This is a genomic window from Intrasporangium calvum DSM 43043, assembly GCF_000184685.1.
Lineage (GTDB): Bacteria > Actinomycetota > Actinomycetes > Actinomycetales > Dermatophilaceae > Intrasporangium > Intrasporangium calvum.
On sequence record NC_014830.1, the window covers coordinates 3,457,921 to 3,473,978 of the forward strand.

A 16,058-nucleotide genomic window follows, 5' to 3' on the forward strand; every position below is an offset into this window, starting at 1 on the left:
CACCCAGCCACCCCTGCCCCACCGCAGGCACCCCAAAGGCCGGAACGCCCACCACATCCCGGTCCGGGCGATGCGCGGCGCGTTGCGGAAGACCTCATCGCCTTGTCCCGCAACACTTCCCGCGGCCTCGCGCACGCCACCCCCAGCTCGAGTGGCGCCGACACCTCCCCCGATCAGCTCGGCAAGAGTGCCGACGACAGAGTCGACTACTGGTACCGCCTCGGGCTGCGCAACGCCTACGCTCAGGCCGCCGGGCTCCTCATCGCCCCCGCTGCAGCCGCGGACCCCTTCACCGTCGCCGAGCGCATCACCACCCGCATCGACGCCGGGGTCACGGACATCGCGGAACTCAGCTCAGCGGCATACGGAAGCACTCATGCCCAGCCCGGCGCCGCACTCGAATGGCACGGCGAGCGCGCCTTCGCTGCCCGCCACGGCGACCGCTCCCCAGCGGAACGGGACTACGGGATGCGCTGGGGCCCGCGTGGTGACCAGCGGATCACCCTACGCCCTGACGACACAGGTGACCGCGGGCTGCTGTACCTGTACGACCCGACCTGGGACGAGTACGCCCTTCTGGCCGCCGATGTCACCAGAGGCGCGGTCGAGGCCGCCTTCCGCGACGCGATCGAGATCCACATCCACCTGGATCCGGCCACGTTCGCGCGGATTGTAGAACAGCACGCCGTCACCGATGAGTCGCGTGTTCCGGACCAGGGTCGCCCTCCGATGGAGGTGCAGCTGTGACCGCACCATCCACGGTGGACTTCGCCCGGATCCGGTCCGAGCACCCCATCGCCGAGGTGGTCGCCGCGTCCGGAGTGGACCTGCAGCCCCGCGGCCATGGCTGGGTCGGCTGCTGCCCCTTCCACGATGACTCGAGCCCGTCGATGACGGTCGACGCCATCCCGGACCGGTTCCACTGCTTCGGTTGCGGCGCCACCGGCGACGTCGTCGACTTCGTGGGGCGCATGCACGGGCTCGGGGTCCGCGACGCCGTCGCCTTTCTCGACACGGGCGGAGTCCCGACGGCAGCCCCTGCTGCACGGCCGCGGCTACGGCTCGTCCGTGATCACGACCGTCCGCCCGTCACGCCGGACCGGGCCTTTGAGATCAACGCCCTCGCCTGGAACCACCTCGGAAGCCCCACTGCCGGCTGGTTCGCGAGCAAGTTCCTGTGGCACGCGCGCGGCATCGACCTCACCGCCCTTCGAGCCGAGACAGGCGTCGAGCTCGCCGGGTACGCCAGCCACGACTGGACCAGCCTGACCGACCGACTCCGCGCCGACGGGGTCAGCGACGACGAGCTGCTCGCGCTCGACCTGTCCCAGCGCGCTCGGACCGGGTCACTCATCGACACGCTCCGCGGCCGGCTCATCTTCCCCATCACGGAGCCCGACGGGCGGATCCGCGGGTTCATCGGGCGAGACACCACCGGCAATCCCCCCGCCCCGAAGTACCGCAACCCCACCCGCACACCGGTGCACGACAAGGGTGACGTGCTCTACCGGGCCACCCACCACCGGCTCGCCGCCGACGGGCACGTCGTCGTCGTGGAAGGCGTCCTCGACGCGCTCGCCCTCACGGCTGCAGCCGCCGAGGAGGGCCTGACCGATCGAATCGCCGCAGTCACCGCCAGCGGGGTGACGGTCTCGTCGGCGCAGGCCGAGCAGGTCCTCGCCCTCAGCGACAACCCGCCACGGATCGCCCTCGACGGAGATCAGGCTGGCCGCGACGGCACCGACCGCTGGCTCACCGCGCTCAGCCTGGACCGCGACCGCCCGACGTTGGTCACCACGCTGCCGGAGGGGACCGACCCCGCCGAGTGGCTCACCGCAACCGACCAGCCTCACCGGCTGCGACCCTTCGTCGCAGCGCCTGAACTACCAGGTCCGACGGCTATTGCCTGGCGGCACGAGCAGTCCTGGGGTGTCGCGGAGACAAGGCCTGCAGATGGCCCAGTGACATCCCTGCCGGGCCGGGACATCGTGCGGCTCACCCTCGAACGAGCCTCCGACCCCGTCCACGACACCGTCAACGCCGTCGTCCGGCTCTCCAGCCGACTGGGCCCCGGCCTCCGCCAGGCGCTCCTCATGGAGGCCACCTCCGAGATGACCCGGCGCGGTTGGAACCCCAACGGAACCTTCGCCACGGCCCTGGAGCGAGGCCTCCAAACCCAGCCCAGCGGCATACCACCGCCTGAGCGGACACTCACGCGCCCGCCCGGACCGGACCTGCTCTGACTCCCCCCCAACGCCGCAAGGAGACCTCCGTGAACCAGATCCCCCTCGACGCGGCCGCCGCGGAACTGCACGCCGCGGCGGCCCTCGCCGACCACCGTGCCGACGGTGACCCTTTCAGCCCCTGGACTGCGCTGGGTGGACAGCTGCGGCTCGTCGCCGCAGGCCTCGATCCCGCACCTGCGACGCACGCGCGACTCCGGAAGACCTTGGGCGGCCATACCGCGGCTGCGCTCGAGCGCCTTGACGCGCTCGACGTCTCGTCCAAGCCTGCGGATCTTGCTTTCTGGCGTCGCCACGTCGAGCACCTACATGAACAGGCCACGCGACTCGAGGGCGACACCGAGAACCGGCGGAGCAACCCGTGACCGCGCGAGCGACGGGCCGGCGGTCAGCCCAGGCCTACGCCTACCCGACGGCTACCACCGTCGCGGACCTCCTCGCCCGGGCGCAGCACGTCACCGAAGAGCTCAAGCGGTGCACCGATCCGGTGAGCCTCAACCAGTGGGAGGCGCTCGACCAGGCGCTCTACCGGCTGCTGGTCGAGCTCGCCGGAGCGCGTAGCGTCGGCCCCGGACCCGTCGACCGGGCCGCGGTCCCGCTCTATGACATCGTCAAGCGCTACCCCACGCCGCTCGCTCCAGCCACGCCCATCGTCACCGAGTTCACTGCCTGCGAAGCCGCGCGGTTCACCGGCACGAGTCGAAGGACCATCGGCGCCCGGATCCTCCGCGGCGCGCTGCCGGCCCGCCGCACCTCCGATGGCTGGCTCATCCCACGTCAGAGCCTCGACCTGCGCGACGTGCCACCCGGCGACGCTGGCGACCCCCACCCGCTGGTCAAGCTCGCAGTCACGTTCGGTGCGCTCACGGACGTCCTGCACGGCCACCAGGAGGATCCCGACAAGCCTTTCCTTACGACTGGTGCGGTGAACCGCCTCGCCCACGAATTGCTCGATGTGTCGGTCGCGGCGACCCGACACGCCATCGGTCTCATGGCGCTCCGGGACATCGAGCGCCCACTGGCGATCGCACGCCACGCCGAGTCCGCCGTCGAACGACTGGCGCCGCATGCAGTTGGCCAGTCGGTGCCGTATGCCGCCGTCCCCCCACCCGCTCGCAACCACCCGGGCCGTCCTCGGCCAGAAGCGCGCGGAACATCGGCGGGTGCCGAGGTGGTTGGCCGGCTGGACCATGCCCTCGCGGACTGGGTCCGCGCCTCCAAGGCGGAAGCCGCCGCCGTGGTGCCGAGCACCGACGTCATCCGAAACATCACCTCCCAAGGCATCCACCTCTATGCGGCGATCGACGCACTCCTCGCAGCCGAGGCCGCGGATCGGCTCTCCCTCAGGGACGCCAGCGGCGCCGCTGTCGCACGCGAAGAGCTGCGCGAGGCGGCCCAAGCGCTGCAGCGCTCCGGCACCAGCTGGAGCACGACAACCACAGGAATGCGTCCCAGGCGCGACTACATCGATGCGGCACAACGCCTGCACGACGTCCTCGAGGACGTCATCCAGGTCGCACCGCGCCTTGACCGCGCGCTGGCGTCCGCGACTCGGCACCGGTTGCTGGACAGCCTCACCGCCACCAGCCACGACCTCACGGCCCTGCTCCACGAGAACGCACCGGCCGCCAGACGGCTCATCGACGCCGGGGCACTCCTCGCCCCAGCGCGCGCTCTCCAGAGCGCCGACGACCGGTTGCACGCCAAAGCCAAAGGCCGCTTCGTGCCCGTTCGGTACAGCGACCAGCCCGGCCTCCTCGAAGCCGCGGTCGTCGCGGAGACGGCGGCGAAGAGGGCCGCTCGCGCCCTGCTGGAGTGGCAGGCGCCGTCTCCATCGCCGAATCACGCTCGCGTGGCTGGCCCTGAACTCTGAATGGAGTCCTTGGAGGGTCGTCGTGATCCGTCTCGCGCACGGATAGTTGCCCCGGCCGGTCGTTAACGGAACGAAACTTGACGAAAGGGGCTGCTATGGAACGCCTGGTCTCTGTCGCGGACGCAGCGACGATGCTCGGAACCACGACCCGATTCCCAAGACGGCTCATCAGCGAGCGACGGATCCGATTCGTGCGCGTCGGCCGGCACGTGCGGATCCCCGTGTCCGCACTCGAGGAGTTCGTCGCCGACGGGACGGTCGAGCCCATCAGCATCCGATGGGAAGGCGGGAAGGTGGTGACCTGATGCCAAGGGGGAAGCAGCGAGATCGCCGATTCGGAAGCGTCCGCCGCCTGCCGTCGGGGAAGTTCCAGGCATCGTTCATCGGCCCGAACGGCAAGCGCCAAGCGGCTCCAAACACCTTCAGCACGAGGGTGGAAGCCGAGCGCTGGCTCCTCCGCGTCCACGAGAGCCTCGAACGCGAGGAATGGCGCGACAGCGGCGCCCAACTCGGACGTCGCACCCTCAAGGACTACGCCGAGTCGTACCTGACAGAGAATCCCAACGTCGGTGAGCGCTGGGCCGAGACGTCCCGACGCAACATGCGCCTCCACCTCACCCCGCTGCTCGACATGCCAGTCGCGAGCATCACTCCGGCCGTGGTGCGCTCATGGCACGCCCAGGCGTTGGCCGGGACTGGCGGGCGAACGTCGATCGCGCAGACCTACCGATTGCTCCGTTCCGTGCTGAACATGGCAGTCCTCGATGAGGCGATTCAGAAGAACCCCTGCCAGATCCCTCGCGCCGGCACTGATCGCCCGAAGGAGAGGCCCATCGCCTCGCCCGCCGAGGTCGCAGCACTAATTGAGGCGATCACCCCGAGGTACCGGGCCGCGGTCGCTTTGGCGGCCTGGTGCGGGTTGCGCCGGGGCGAGCTGATGGCTCTGCGCGTCACCGACGTGGATCTCGAGAAGGCGACGGTGCGGGTCGACAAGACCTATGTCGAGCTGCTGGAGTCGCGGCGGCGCTTCGAGAAGGAACCGAAGAGCCAAGCCGGTCGGCGCGTGGTCTCCATCCCGCCTCACGTTCTTCCCTTGATGGCCGAGCACCTCGAGACATGGGCTGGACCAGAGTTCTTCTTCGTCGGTCACGACGGAACTCGCATGGCCGGGAATGCCCTGTACCAAGCGTTTGTCCGGGCGAGGAAGGTCGTCGGTGTCAACCTCTCGTTCCACGACTTGCGGCACACCGGCCAGACCCTCGCGGCGGCCACCGGAGCTTCGCTCGCCGACCTCAAGCGGCGTCTCGGTCACTCCTCTACGGCCGCTGCACTCCGTTACATGCACGCCGTCGAGGGCCGCGACGCCGAGATAGCCGCCGCACTATCAGCGGTCGCTGAAGCCAACAACGCAACCCAACTGCCGTCCAGGTGAGCCGATCGTCCGCTCGCGCAACAAGGTGGGCGTCACGATCGCCTTCCACGACCTGCGGCACACGGGCCGGTCGCTCGCGGCTGCTACTGGCGCGAGTCTCGTCGACCTCAAGTAGCGGCTCGGCCATTCTTCAACCGCAGCCACCCAGCGCTTGGAGCGCCTGCGCCTGTCGCCGTCGGCCCTGCCCTCTCGTATTCGGTCGTGCCGCCCTCCGTAACGGCGGCGCCGCCCTTCAGTCGGAAACTACGTTGGCGAACGCGTTCCCTCGCCCATTCTGACCTGAAGATGGCGACCATCGACCGCGCGCTCCAAGTTTGTCGGGTCCCGACACAGCCTCCCAAGGAGCGTCAAGATTCCCTCAGCGCCCGACCCGAGTCGCTCGCGCACGTGTACGCAGTCAGGGGGTCTTCCTTAGTTCGTCTGCGATCTCGTCCAGCGCTCCAAAGCTGCTGCGCAGCTGGGCGAAGTCTCCCAGGTAGGTGAGGTTCCAGAGCACGACGTGCGCCATGCCTCTGTCGGCAAACTGCCGGAGTTCCTGTGTGATGCGGTCCGGGGTACCGGCGAGGAGATACTTGCGCGCTAGTCCTTCGGGCACCGCACGCAGGGCTTTGAGGACCTGATCGTCGGACAGTCGAGTCGGAATATAGTCGAGGAGGCCGTAGGCTCCCTCCCCTAGGGGATGGACCACTCCGAACTCCTCAAAGGCAGACGAGGGTAGCGTGAGCATCCATGCGCGGATCAATGGACTGTCCAGCATCCGGTCGACCTCGGCGTCGCTTTCCGCGACGACTACGTGGGCCAGGAGGCCCGGCGTAAAGCGATCCAGCGCGCGCTTCGCGGTTGCTGCCGCTGACCTGATCTTGCTGTAACCCTCACTCCAAGGCTCGGGCCCTCCCTGATAGGTCGGAAGCCAACCGTCGCAGAGGCGGCCCGTGATCGAGAGCATTCGTGGTCCGTGCGCTCCACACCAGATGGGAGGTGGCAGGGGTTTTCCGTCCTCGTCGCTGCCGTACGGTCGGATGCCGCACACCGCGTCGCGCAGTGACCACCACTCACCGTCGAAGTCAACCGGCTCGCCAGTGCTCCAGAGCAGCCGCACGATCTCCAATGACTCCTCGAGGCGTGATACGGGCTTCGAGAACGAAAGCCCGTAGGGAGTGATGTTCTCTCCCTCCCCTGCGCCGATACCAAGCACGGCACGTCCCTTGGAGAAGTGGTCCAGCGTTAGGAACTCCTGCGCAAGCATCGCTGGATGCCGCCGGATTGAGTCGGTGACCGACGTGCCGAGCATGATCCGCTCGGTGTGAACGGCGCACGCGGCGATCGCTGCAACAGGATCAATGAATACGTGGGGACTCGAGATGCTCTTCGCGAGCTCCGTGATTTCGGGCTGCCACAGCTGCTGGGGGTGGAAGCCCATGAGGTGGTCGGGCCACCATAGGGAGTCGTAGCCACGCGCCTCCGCGCGCCTAGCTCCTTTCAGCACACCTTCCACTGGGGGCGTTATTCCGGCATTCGTGCCGACCGCGATCATCGTGTCTCGGACCGGTTGCCGGCGTGGAACGTAGTGAGGTACTGCTCGGCCCGTTCACGGACTTCTCGGTCCAACCAGCTGGCCGCCTGCAGGTAACGATCGGCATAGGTCGTGTCGCCCATCACCATGGCACGGGCGACCGCGTCAACGTGACCCTTCGTCGCCTCAATTGCGTACCTGGCCCGACCAGCGAGCGCTTGGGCAATCTGCTCAGTCGTGCTGTCCAGTTCCTCGGAGGGCACGACACGCGAGGCGAGGCCCAGACGCAACGCCTCTTCTGCAGGCACCCGCCGGCAGGTCGTGACAAGATCCTTTGTCCTTGCGGGCCCGATCTCTGCGACGAGCCTCGGAATCGCCCCCCACACGAGCGGAGTTCCGAGTTCCACCTCGGGTATCCAGTAGTAGGCATCTTCCGAGAGCACGCGCAGATCGGCCGAGAGGGCCAGGACGGCGCCGGCGCCGACAGCGTAACCGTGCACCTTCGCCACCGTAACCTGACGCAGGGCGCTCAGCGCGTTGGCCGCCTCACGCCCGAGAGCCGCCATTGTGATGGCGTTATCGGCACCCTTGAGAAGGCTGTCGACAGAGCCCGGCGAGCCCATGAACGACTCAAAGTCAGCGAGGTCGACCCCGGCACAGAATGCCGGCCCCCGCGCTTCGAGCACCACTGCCCTGACATTGGCCGCCGCAGAGATCTGCCGCGTTGCTTCAACGATCTCGCCAAGCATCGTTCGAGAGATGGCGTTGCGCTGGTCGGGACGGTTCAGACGAATTCGCCCGATAGGGCCATCAGTGTCCACCTCCAGCGTCTCGAAGGCCAACGATCCACCATCCTGAGTACGGGCATCACTCATTTGTCTGACTCCTGACGCAGCAGCTTCTTCTCGATCTTCCCGATGGACGTCTTGGGCAACGCTTCACGCAACTCGATGATGGTGGGGACCTTGAAGTGTGCAAGATGCTCGCGGCAGTACTGTTGGATTGCTTCCTCAGTGAGACCCGATCCCGGCTCAGCTACCACGAATGCCTTGACGGCTTCGTCCCGGATGTCGTCCGCGACGCCGATGACGGCGGCCTCGACGATCTGCGGATGATCCACCAAGACGAACTCGACCTCGCTGGCGGAGATGTTTTCTCCGGCACGTTTAATCACGTCCTTCTTCCGATCGAAGAAGTAGAAGTAGCCCTTGTCGTCCATGTATGCGTTGTCACCGGTATAGAGCCAGTTGTCGCGGATGGCTCGCGCGGTTCCCTCAGGGTCTTTGTAGTAGCCCTTCATCAGCGTCCGCCCAGGGATCCCGTGGACGATGAGTTCGCCCGGAGTTCCAGGAGGAAGGTCGTTGCCTTCGACGTCTACGATCCGTACCAGCCTGTCGTAGGCCGGCAGTCCGATCGACGGCCATCGTTTGGGACCGAAGACGGGTGCGACAGTGACTATCGTCATGGCCTCAGAGAGGCCGTAGCCGTTCACGAGCTCAACACCAAACCGGCTCTCGAACTGCTCACGCTCGGCATCGGTGACGTTCAGTGCGTAGAAGACCCTTCGCACGCGGTGGTCTCGATCGGTCTCGCGCGGCGGCTGGGCGAGCATTGTCCGCGCCAACATGGCGACCAGGCTGATCTGTGTGGCGTCATGGGCACGCACCTGGTCCCAGAACTTTGAAGCCCGGTACTCCTCGAGCAGGATGCAGGTCCCGCCGACTGTGAGCGCCGAGAGGACTGTGAGCGATTGCGCGTTGACGTGGAACACGGGCAGAGCAGTCAGGCACCTCTCGTCGGACGTCAGATACATGGACTTCGACGACCGCTCGCCCGATCTCAGGAGGTTCGCATGGGTGAGCAGCACGCCCTTCGGCCGAGCGGTCGTGCCCGAGGTGAACAACATTTCGACCACATCTTCGGACGTTGCGGTGCATACGACCGTTGCCCTTCCGGCTTCCTGTATGTCTGTGAAGAGCAACCAACCGTCACGTTTCTCCTTGGTGCGTGCCATGATCCGCTGACGGATCTCGGGCACCGACTGGACTGCCTCATCCACGACTGACAGAAAGGCGGGCTCGGTGATCACCGCTATCGAGTCCGAGTAGGACAAGATGTGCCGCAGTTCGGCAGGACGGTTGCTGACGTTGGACGGCACCACGATGGCCCCCAGCGTGGCGGCCGCGTACAGCGTCATCAGGAACTCCGGCGAGTTCGCCAGGTGGACCGTAATCTTGTCGCCCTTGCCCACACCGAGCTCGCTCAGGCCTGAGGCAAGCCGGTCGACCTCACTGAGCATTTCGACGTAAGTCCACTCTCGAACCTCCCCGTCCTGGGCCTCGAACACCAAGCAGGGTTTGTTCGGGTGGCGGCTGACCCGTTCCTCCAGGAGATCGCGCAACGTCCGGTTTCCAACTAGATCGATCATTGGTGGCACCGCCCCTTCTTCGCGTGTTCTAGTTGCTAGCCAGCAGCACTTTGCCGAAGACTGCACGGTCCTCTAGGGCGCCTTGTGCTTTCGCCGCCTCAGCCAATGGGAATTTGGCGTGCACCACGGCCTTCAAGGTGCCGTTCGCAGCCAATGAGAGCACCTTCTCCAAGTCCCGTCGAGTCCCTGCGAATGACCCGATGAACTTCTGCTCCTTGACGAATAGGTGCCACAGGTCGAAGGTCACCTTCGCCCCGCTGTGGGCGCCGCAGGTGACGAGCCGTCCGTTGCGCGCGAGGGCCCGAAGGCTCTGGTCCCAAGTCGCTTCACCGACGTGCTCGAACACCAGGTCAGCGCCTTTTCCGCCAGTCGCCCGCCGAACTTGGTCTCCCCAGTCCGATGCCGTGTGGTCGATCACCACGTCGGCACCGAGCTGGTGAGCACGATCCCGCTTGTCTGCGGAGCCGGCGGTGGCGATGACACGCGCACCGGCTAGCTTGGCGATCTGCACACCGAGGACGCCGATGCCCGAGCCCGCCGCGACGATCAGCACGTCCTCTCCGAGAGCGACCTGGCCGCGGGTCACGAGCATGTGCCACGCCGTCGACCCGGTCACGGCAATGGAGGCAGCGGTATCGAACGCGACCGCGTCAGGCAGTGCGATCACCTGGTCCGCGGGAGCTGTCACGTACTCCGCGTAGGCTCCCGTGGTTTGCACTCCAAAGATGCGGCCCGACCGGCAGACGTTATCCCGCCCTTCCCGGCAAGCAGTGCACCGGCCACACGACAGCGTGGGGTTCACCACCACGCGCTGCCCCAGCCTCCAGTAACCTGCGTTGGCGCCCACCGCCGCGATCGTGCCTGCCGCCTCTGTCCCAGGTGTGTGGGGAAGCTGCACCGGCGCGGGAGTAGTGCCCTCCCTAGAGAGGATGTCCACGCGGTTCACGCCACACGCTGCGACCTTGATCAGGACCTCGTCGTCAGAGGGCTCCGGGACCGGGACCTCCTCGGCCCGCAGGACACGTGCGGACCCATACTCGTGAAAACGGATAGCAAGCATGGCGATTCCCTAACGCTTGTTGATGCGGTTGAGGAGCTCGGTCTTGGCCTGCTTGAACTCTGTCGAGTTGAAGCAGAGTCCGTTCGCGACCGCCTCGACCCTCAGTTGGTCACGCAAGGGGCTGGACGCACCGTGCCGGACGATCATCTTGAGCGTCCGTCCGGCATCCGAGCCCATGCGGGCGATCGAATCCGTAATGGTGCGCGCGTGGTCGTGCATCTGCCCCACGTCATCGAAGGTCTCATTAACGATCCCCATTTGGGCGGCCTCACGCCCGTCGACCCGACGACCGGAGAAGACGAGCTCCATCGTCCTCGGCGTGCCGATGCAGCGCTGTAGTAGCCAAGTCAACCCGAAGTCCTGAACGACGTTGACCTGTCCTGGAATCATCCAGAACCTGGCGCTGTTCACGGCGAACCGCATGTCGCACGCCATCGCCATGCCGAAGCCACCGCCCCCCACGGCGTCACCGTTGACCACAGCTATGGTGGGCTGGGGAAGCTCGTGGATGCCCACGATGAGCTCGTGCTGCCAGTCCAGCAGTCGCATCCCTTCGAACACGGAGTCCGACTCCACGTTCTCCATGAAGAACGGGGTCCTGAGGTCCACCCCTGCGCAGAAGGCGCGCCCCTCGCCTGTCATTACGAGAGCCTTGACCTCGCGAGATGCGCGCACGACTTCGAGCACGCCCAAGATCTCGGGCAGCATGTCGGGCCCGAGTGCGTTCAGCCGGTCGGGGCGACTGAGCGTGAGCGTAACGATTCCGTCGTTCTCGGCTACCCGGACGCAACTCATCCGGGAGTTCAGATATTCAACATCAATCGTCAAAGTCTTCCTCCGTTAACATTCCATACCTGCGCGGTGACGTAACTGGCTGCGTCCGAGGCCAGGAAAGCCACTACCTCGGCCACCTCATGTGCCGTGCCCGGACGGCCGAGTGGGGCGTAGCCCTGGGCGATTCGCTCGAAGCGTTCACGGTTATCGTCATGAACGGGCGTGTCTATGAGCCCGGGCGCCACGGCGTTGGCCCGGACACCGCTGGCCGCGTACTCACGAGCGATGCTGTATGTCATTGTCTCGAGCGCTCCCTTCGCGGATGCGTAGTGAGCGGTCTCGCCAGGCCCGCCGCTTTTCGCCACGATCGACGAGAGGTTGACGATACTGCCGCGCTGCCGGGACCGCATGGAATCCAGGACGGCAGTGCAGCAATGCACCGCCCCATAAAAGTTCAGGGCCATTGACCTGTTCCAGAGTTCGACATCGATGGCGGCAAACGGCTGGGTCTCCCAGAACGCGCCGGCTGCGTTGACAAGGATGTCGATCGGGCCCAACTTATCCACGACTGCCTTGACCATGGCATTGGACTGCTCTGGGGAGGTCACGTCGGCGTGGACCGCGATTGCTTCGCCGCCCGCGCTCTTGATCCGGCTGACCAGGACCTCGGCGCGACCACGTCCGGACCGGTAGTTGACAGCCACCTGTGCCCCTCGACTGGCGAGGAGCTCGCACGTCGCGGCACCGATCCCACTGCTGCCGCCGGTTACGAGAGCGGTACGTCCTTCGAGTGATATGGCTGCGTATGGGTTCACCGTCATGCTCGGCCCTTCCATTCCGAGGCAGTCGTCCATAGGACGTCTTGGGGCTCTTCGATGAGCGTCACCAAGCCTGCGAGGAAGGCGGCGGCGTCGGCACCGTCCATCGCGGCGTGATCGAAGCTCAAGCTCAGGCCGAGCACCTGCATCTCTGCCACTCGGCCGTCAATCAGCGTCACAGCGGGCACTGCAGCGCCGACCCCGAGGATGGCGAGCTGTGGAGGGTTCACGAGCGGTGTGAACATCTCAACGCCGAACATGCCGAGATTGGACACCGTAAAGGTGGCGTCGACGAGGTCCGCAGGGTGCAACTTCCCCTGACGTGCCTTTTCGGCGAGGCGGCCGATTTCCGCAGCGGTCTCCCAGACCGACAGGCCTTGCGCGTCCTTGACCACCGGCACCACGAGTCCGTGCCCGGTGTCAACCGCCACTCCGAGATTCACCGCGCGGAAGAGCCGAACCTCGTTCCCCTCGATGTGGCCGTTGACGCGTCCCCAGCGTGTCAGGGCGGCTGCGACGATATGTGCCAGAGCCGCCGTCACAGTGACCGACACCGCGTCGGCGGACTCGGCGTTCAGCCGTCGCTTGGACTCGAAGAGGACGTCCAGACCGACTCTCGCGTGCAGCGTGACCTGCGGCTTCTCCGCGACAGCAGCACGCAGGCGCCGGGCGGTCACCTTCTGCAGCCGGTCCTGTTCTAATAGGTCGTAGGGCTGGCCTGTGGACTCTGGTCCACTCATTGTGGTTCGATCCGCGCGACCACCTGGCCTGGAACGACCGAGGCGCCCGCTTCGACCAGCAGCTCACGGACGATACCCGACGCTGGTGACTCGATGTCGCTGTTGGCCTTATCGGTCTCGACCTCGGCGATGGCCTCGCCCTCCGAGATTGGTTCGCCTTCAGCCCTGTACCACTCCACCAGCACTGCCTCCTCCATGGTGAGGCCCCACTTGGGAATCACGATGTCGATCATTGGGCGACACCCTTCAGGACTAGTTCGATCGCGCGCACGATCTCTTCGGCTTGGGGGAAGAACGCCGCCTCGAGGTTGGGCGGGAATGGCGTGGGCGCGAACGGAGGCGTCACGCGTTGCACCGGGGCCTTCAGATCGAAGAAGGCCTTGTCGGCTGCAAGCGCCGCGATCTCTGCACCGGGCCCGTAGGGCGAAGGCGAGTCATGCACGATAACGAGCCGACCGGTCCTCGCCACGGATTCGAGTACTGTCTCCTCGTCAACAGGGCTGATGGTGCGCAGGTCGATGACCTCCACCTCCACCTGCGGGGCCAGTTGCTCGGCGGCTGCAAGCACACGATGCACCGCAGCACCCCAGCTGACCACCGTGACGTGACTACCGGGGCGCGCAACCGATGCCTTACCGATGGGTACGATCACCTCGGGGTCCTCAGGCACCTCACCGCGCATCGACCAGAGCGAAAGGCTCTCGATCACGACCACAGGGTTGTCGTCCCGGATCGCTGCTTTGAGTAGGCCCTTTGCGTCGGCCGGATTGGAACCCCACACGACCTTCAGACCGGGCACGTTCCCCAACCAACCCTCGAAGCTCTGGCTGTGCTGGGGGCCCGTTCCCCGTCCAGCGCCCGAAAGCGTCCGGACCACCATCGGGGCTTTGTAGCTGCCCCCTGACATGTACGAGATCTTTGCCGCCTGGTTGACCAGTTGGTCCATTGCGAGGGGCATGAAGTCCATGAACATCACCTCAGCCACCGGGCGGAGTCCAGTCATCGCCGCCCCCAGCGCCGTCCCCACGATCGCCGCTTCGCTGATGGGCGTGTCCCGCACCCGCCATTCCCCGAACCTGTCAAGCAGCTTTACCGTGGCCCCAAAAGGACCGCCCGGCTCCCCGACGTCCTCACCGATGACGCAGACGGACGAGTCGCGCTCCATCTCCTCGGCCAGAGCGCTGTTGATGGCCTGCCAGTACTTGATCTGTCCCATGCTCAGCTCTCCGCACCCGTGTAGACGTCCTGGACCAGCGACTCGATAGGCGCTGGGGGTAGACCCTCTGCCCACTCGGCCGCGCGTTCGACCGAATCCTTGATTCGGTCGTCGATCTCCTCGAGCTCGGCCACGCTGATAACTCCCGATTCAGTCACGCGCGCGCGGAACTGAAGGATCGGGTCGCGCAGCTTCCATTCGTCCCGCTCCTGGACGGAGCGGTACTTCTGCGGGTCCCCCTCGAAGTGCCCATGCCACCGGTACGTCTTGCACTCCAGAAGTGTCGGCCCCTCGCCGCGGCGTGCTCGGTTGACCGCTCGCTCGGTCGCTCCCTGGACCGCCAAGACATCGTTACCGTCCACGATCTCAGCCGGGATGCCGTACGGCGCCGCGAAGTCCGCGACGTTCTCGGCACTCAGATGCTTCGAGACGTGGGTCAACTCGGCGTACCCATTGTTCTCCACGACAAAGACGATCGGGAGGGCCCATAGGGCCGAGAGGTTCAGGACCTCGTGGAAGACCCCTTCGGCGACGGCGCCCTCCCCGAAGAAGCTAACCGCTACCCGGCCGTCGTTCTGGGCGCGAGCGCTGAACGCAGCCCCGGCGGCCATGGGAATGCCCCCACCGACAATGGCATTAGCGCCCAGGATTCCCACGTTGGTGTCCATTATGTGCATAGAGCCCGAGCGGCCCTTACAGTAGCCCTCCGCCCGCCCGAAGAGCTCTGCCATCATCCCTTCGACCTCGCCGCCCTTGGCGATGCAATGACCATGCCCGCGGTGGGTCGTAGTAATGAGATCTCTGCCGTCGAGAACGCTGCACACGCCTGCGGCAACGGCCTCCTGTCCTAGGGACAAATGCAGAAAGCCGGGAAGCCGACCGCCGGCAAAGAGGGCGGCGGCCTTCTGCTCGAACATCCGAATGGTCACCATCGTCCGATAGAGCGACACTGCGTCCCGGGCAGCGACGGACGGCTGGTTGACTGTTGTTCCAACGCTCACGATAGGTCCTTCACTGGAAGCTCGACGGTTGCCCAACCAGGCGCGCAGATGTCGCCATGCTGGTTGATTTCGCGCAGTTCGCAATGCACGAGGCTGCCCTCGACCGCGGTGACCGTGCCGGTGCAGCGAAGCTTGTCGCCTGGCGTGGCCAGATGTCTGTTCTGCCAACGGAACCGGTGCAATGTCGCTCGCGGTCCAGCCCATGACATCACCGTCTGGACAAGGAAACACCCATGCAGATGGCTCTGGACGAGGACGTCGGGATAGCCCTCTTCTGCCGCGTACGCTTGGTCGTAGTGGATGCGGTGGGCGTTCCACGTGATTGCGCTGAAGCGGAACAGTTGCACATGGGTCGGCTCCCAAACGACCTCTGGAAGCTCGGTGCCGACGGTAACCTCGCCGGCGAAAAGCGTCTGTATGTCGAGCACGTTCTTCCCTCTCAGCGTGCGATGAAGGTCTCGCGGCAGGTCACCAGCAGCCGCTCGTCCCCGTCGAAATACCTGCGCAGCAGATGCAGCAGGAGGAGCGACCCTGAGGGGCCACTTTTTAGCTGAACGTCGTCGACCGACAACTCCATCCACACCTCGAGGCCGTCGATGACGTCGGCGTGGAACTCAAGGTCTTGGCCAGCTCCCATGAGACGAAGGCCCTCGAGCGGAACCTCACCAAGCTCAGTCCGCCCAGCTCCGTCTGGCCTGAGGGAGTTCTCCGGGGGGCCGGGCTCCCAAGTCATAAGCGAGGTGAGGAACAGCGGCGGCGCCACAGTCTGTTGGTGGCCGGCAGCCCTCGCGGCCTCGGCGTCCAGGTACACGTCATTTTGGTCTCCGATCGCGTAGGCGAAGCGCTGGAACTCCTTCTCGGTCACCGTCCCAAGGAGTGTTCGGTGCCGCTTGCCGATGCTCGCACGCGCAGCAGCGTAAGATTTTTCCACCGCCTCCGACTGGGTCTTCATCATCGGCC

18 protein-coding genes are annotated in these 16,058 nt (G+C 65.9%); 6 read left to right on the forward strand and 12 right to left on the reverse strand.

Translation table 11 applies throughout. The features are described 5' to 3' along the window. Window positions 1-102 precede the first annotated feature (102 nt). The 6 genes from INTCA_RS15775 (at window position 103) to INTCA_RS15800 (ending at window position 5,548) form a co-directional block, all read left to right on the forward strand. Window positions 103-747 carry a hypothetical protein gene (locus INTCA_RS15775; RefSeq protein WP_041307851.1) on the forward strand — a complete coding sequence of 215 codons (645 nt, stop codon included), beginning with the start codon at window positions 103-105 and terminating at the stop codon, window positions 745-747. Next, window positions 744-2,243, forward strand: coding sequence for a CHC2 zinc finger domain-containing protein (locus INTCA_RS15780; protein ID WP_013493922.1), 1,500 nt, complete (start codon window positions 744-746; stop codon window positions 2,241-2,243). The genes INTCA_RS15775 and INTCA_RS15780 overlap by 4 nt, the downstream gene beginning before the upstream one ends. A gap of 29 nt (window positions 2,244-2,272) precedes the next feature. Then, window positions 2,273-2,608 (forward strand): hypothetical protein, encoded by a 336-nt coding sequence (locus tag INTCA_RS15785; RefSeq protein WP_013493923.1) that lies wholly within the window; start codon window positions 2,273-2,275, stop codon window positions 2,606-2,608. Beyond that, a complete protein-coding gene (locus INTCA_RS15790; RefSeq protein ID WP_013493924.1) occupies window positions 2,605-4,116 on the forward strand; it encodes a helix-turn-helix domain-containing protein in 1,512 nt (503 codons plus the stop codon). The genes INTCA_RS15785 and INTCA_RS15790 overlap by 4 nt, the downstream gene beginning before the upstream one ends. 95 nt (window positions 4,117-4,211) lie before the next feature. Continuing rightward, window positions 4,212-4,421, forward strand: a complete 210-nt coding sequence (locus INTCA_RS15795) for an excisionase family DNA-binding protein (RefSeq protein ID WP_013493925.1) — start codon at window positions 4,212-4,214, stop codon at window positions 4,419-4,421. Then, window positions 4,421-5,548 (forward strand): tyrosine-type recombinase/integrase, encoded by a 1,128-nt coding sequence (locus INTCA_RS15800; protein ID WP_013493926.1) that lies wholly within the window; start codon window positions 4,421-4,423, stop codon window positions 5,546-5,548. The genes INTCA_RS15795 and INTCA_RS15800 overlap by 1 nt, the downstream gene beginning before the upstream one ends. Window positions 5,549-5,945: 397 nt before the next feature. On the opposite strand, the gene INTCA_RS15805 is transcribed toward INTCA_RS15800, so the two are convergent. Genes INTCA_RS15805 through INTCA_RS15860 form a run of 12 tightly spaced genes read right to left on the reverse strand, consistent with a single transcriptional unit; the run spans window position 5,946 to window position 16,053 of the window. Continuing rightward, the gene (locus INTCA_RS15805; RefSeq protein ID WP_013493927.1) at window positions 5,946-7,082 is read right to left on the reverse strand and encodes an LLM class flavin-dependent oxidoreductase; all 1,137 of its coding nucleotides are present in this window, start codon (window positions 7,080-7,082) and stop codon (window positions 5,946-5,948) included. Continuing rightward, window positions 7,079-7,936 (reverse strand): enoyl-CoA hydratase/isomerase family protein, encoded by an 858-nt coding sequence (locus INTCA_RS15810; protein WP_013493928.1) that lies wholly within the window; start codon window positions 7,934-7,936, stop codon window positions 7,079-7,081. Before INTCA_RS15810 ends, INTCA_RS15805 begins: the two co-directional genes overlap by 4 nt. Further along, window positions 7,933-9,489: an AMP-binding protein gene (locus tag INTCA_RS15815; RefSeq protein ID WP_041307857.1), complete on the reverse strand. Its 1,557-nt coding sequence runs from the start codon at window positions 9,487-9,489 to the stop codon at window positions 7,933-7,935. Before INTCA_RS15815 ends, INTCA_RS15810 begins: the two co-directional genes overlap by 4 nt. Before the next feature lie 28 nt (window positions 9,490-9,517). Beyond that, the gene (locus INTCA_RS15820) at window positions 9,518-10,549 is read right to left on the reverse strand and encodes a zinc-binding dehydrogenase (protein ID WP_013493930.1); all 1,032 of its coding nucleotides are present in this window, start codon (window positions 10,547-10,549) and stop codon (window positions 9,518-9,520) included. Between the two features lie 9 nt (window positions 10,550-10,558). Then, window positions 10,559-11,377, reverse strand: coding sequence for an enoyl-CoA hydratase/isomerase family protein (locus INTCA_RS15825; RefSeq protein ID WP_013493931.1), 819 nt, complete (start codon window positions 11,375-11,377; stop codon window positions 10,559-10,561). Further along, window positions 11,374-12,177 (reverse strand): SDR family oxidoreductase, encoded by an 804-nt coding sequence (locus INTCA_RS15830; protein ID WP_083807926.1) that lies wholly within the window; start codon window positions 12,175-12,177, stop codon window positions 11,374-11,376. The genes INTCA_RS15825 and INTCA_RS15830 overlap by 4 nt, the downstream gene beginning before the upstream one ends. Then, the gene (locus tag INTCA_RS15835) at window positions 12,141-12,881 is read right to left on the reverse strand and encodes a 2-oxo acid dehydrogenase subunit E2 (RefSeq protein ID WP_013493933.1); all 741 of its coding nucleotides are present in this window, start codon (window positions 12,879-12,881) and stop codon (window positions 12,141-12,143) included. The genes INTCA_RS15830 and INTCA_RS15835 overlap by 37 nt, the downstream gene beginning before the upstream one ends. Beyond that, on the reverse strand, window positions 12,878-13,114 hold the full coding sequence (locus tag INTCA_RS15840; RefSeq protein ID WP_013493934.1) for a lipoyl domain-containing protein: 237 nt from the start codon (window positions 13,112-13,114) through the stop codon (window positions 12,878-12,880). Before INTCA_RS15840 ends, INTCA_RS15835 begins: the two co-directional genes overlap by 4 nt. Then, a complete protein-coding gene (locus INTCA_RS15845; RefSeq protein WP_013493935.1) occupies window positions 13,111-14,097 on the reverse strand; it encodes an alpha-ketoacid dehydrogenase subunit beta in 987 nt (328 codons plus the stop codon). The genes INTCA_RS15840 and INTCA_RS15845 overlap by 4 nt, the downstream gene beginning before the upstream one ends. A gap of 2 nt (window positions 14,098-14,099) precedes the next feature. Beyond that, window positions 14,100-15,098, reverse strand: coding sequence for a thiamine pyrophosphate-dependent dehydrogenase E1 component subunit alpha (locus INTCA_RS15850; protein ID WP_013493936.1), 999 nt, complete (start codon window positions 15,096-15,098; stop codon window positions 14,100-14,102). Next, window positions 15,095-15,526: a hotdog family protein gene (locus tag INTCA_RS15855; protein ID WP_013493937.1), complete on the reverse strand. Its 432-nt coding sequence runs from the start codon at window positions 15,524-15,526 to the stop codon at window positions 15,095-15,097. The genes INTCA_RS15850 and INTCA_RS15855 overlap by 4 nt, the downstream gene beginning before the upstream one ends. 11 nt (window positions 15,527-15,537) lie before the next feature. Beyond that, window positions 15,538-16,053, reverse strand: coding sequence for an FAS1-like dehydratase domain-containing protein (locus tag INTCA_RS15860; protein WP_041307860.1), 516 nt, complete (start codon window positions 16,051-16,053; stop codon window positions 15,538-15,540). Window positions 16,054-16,058 lie beyond the last annotated feature (5 nt).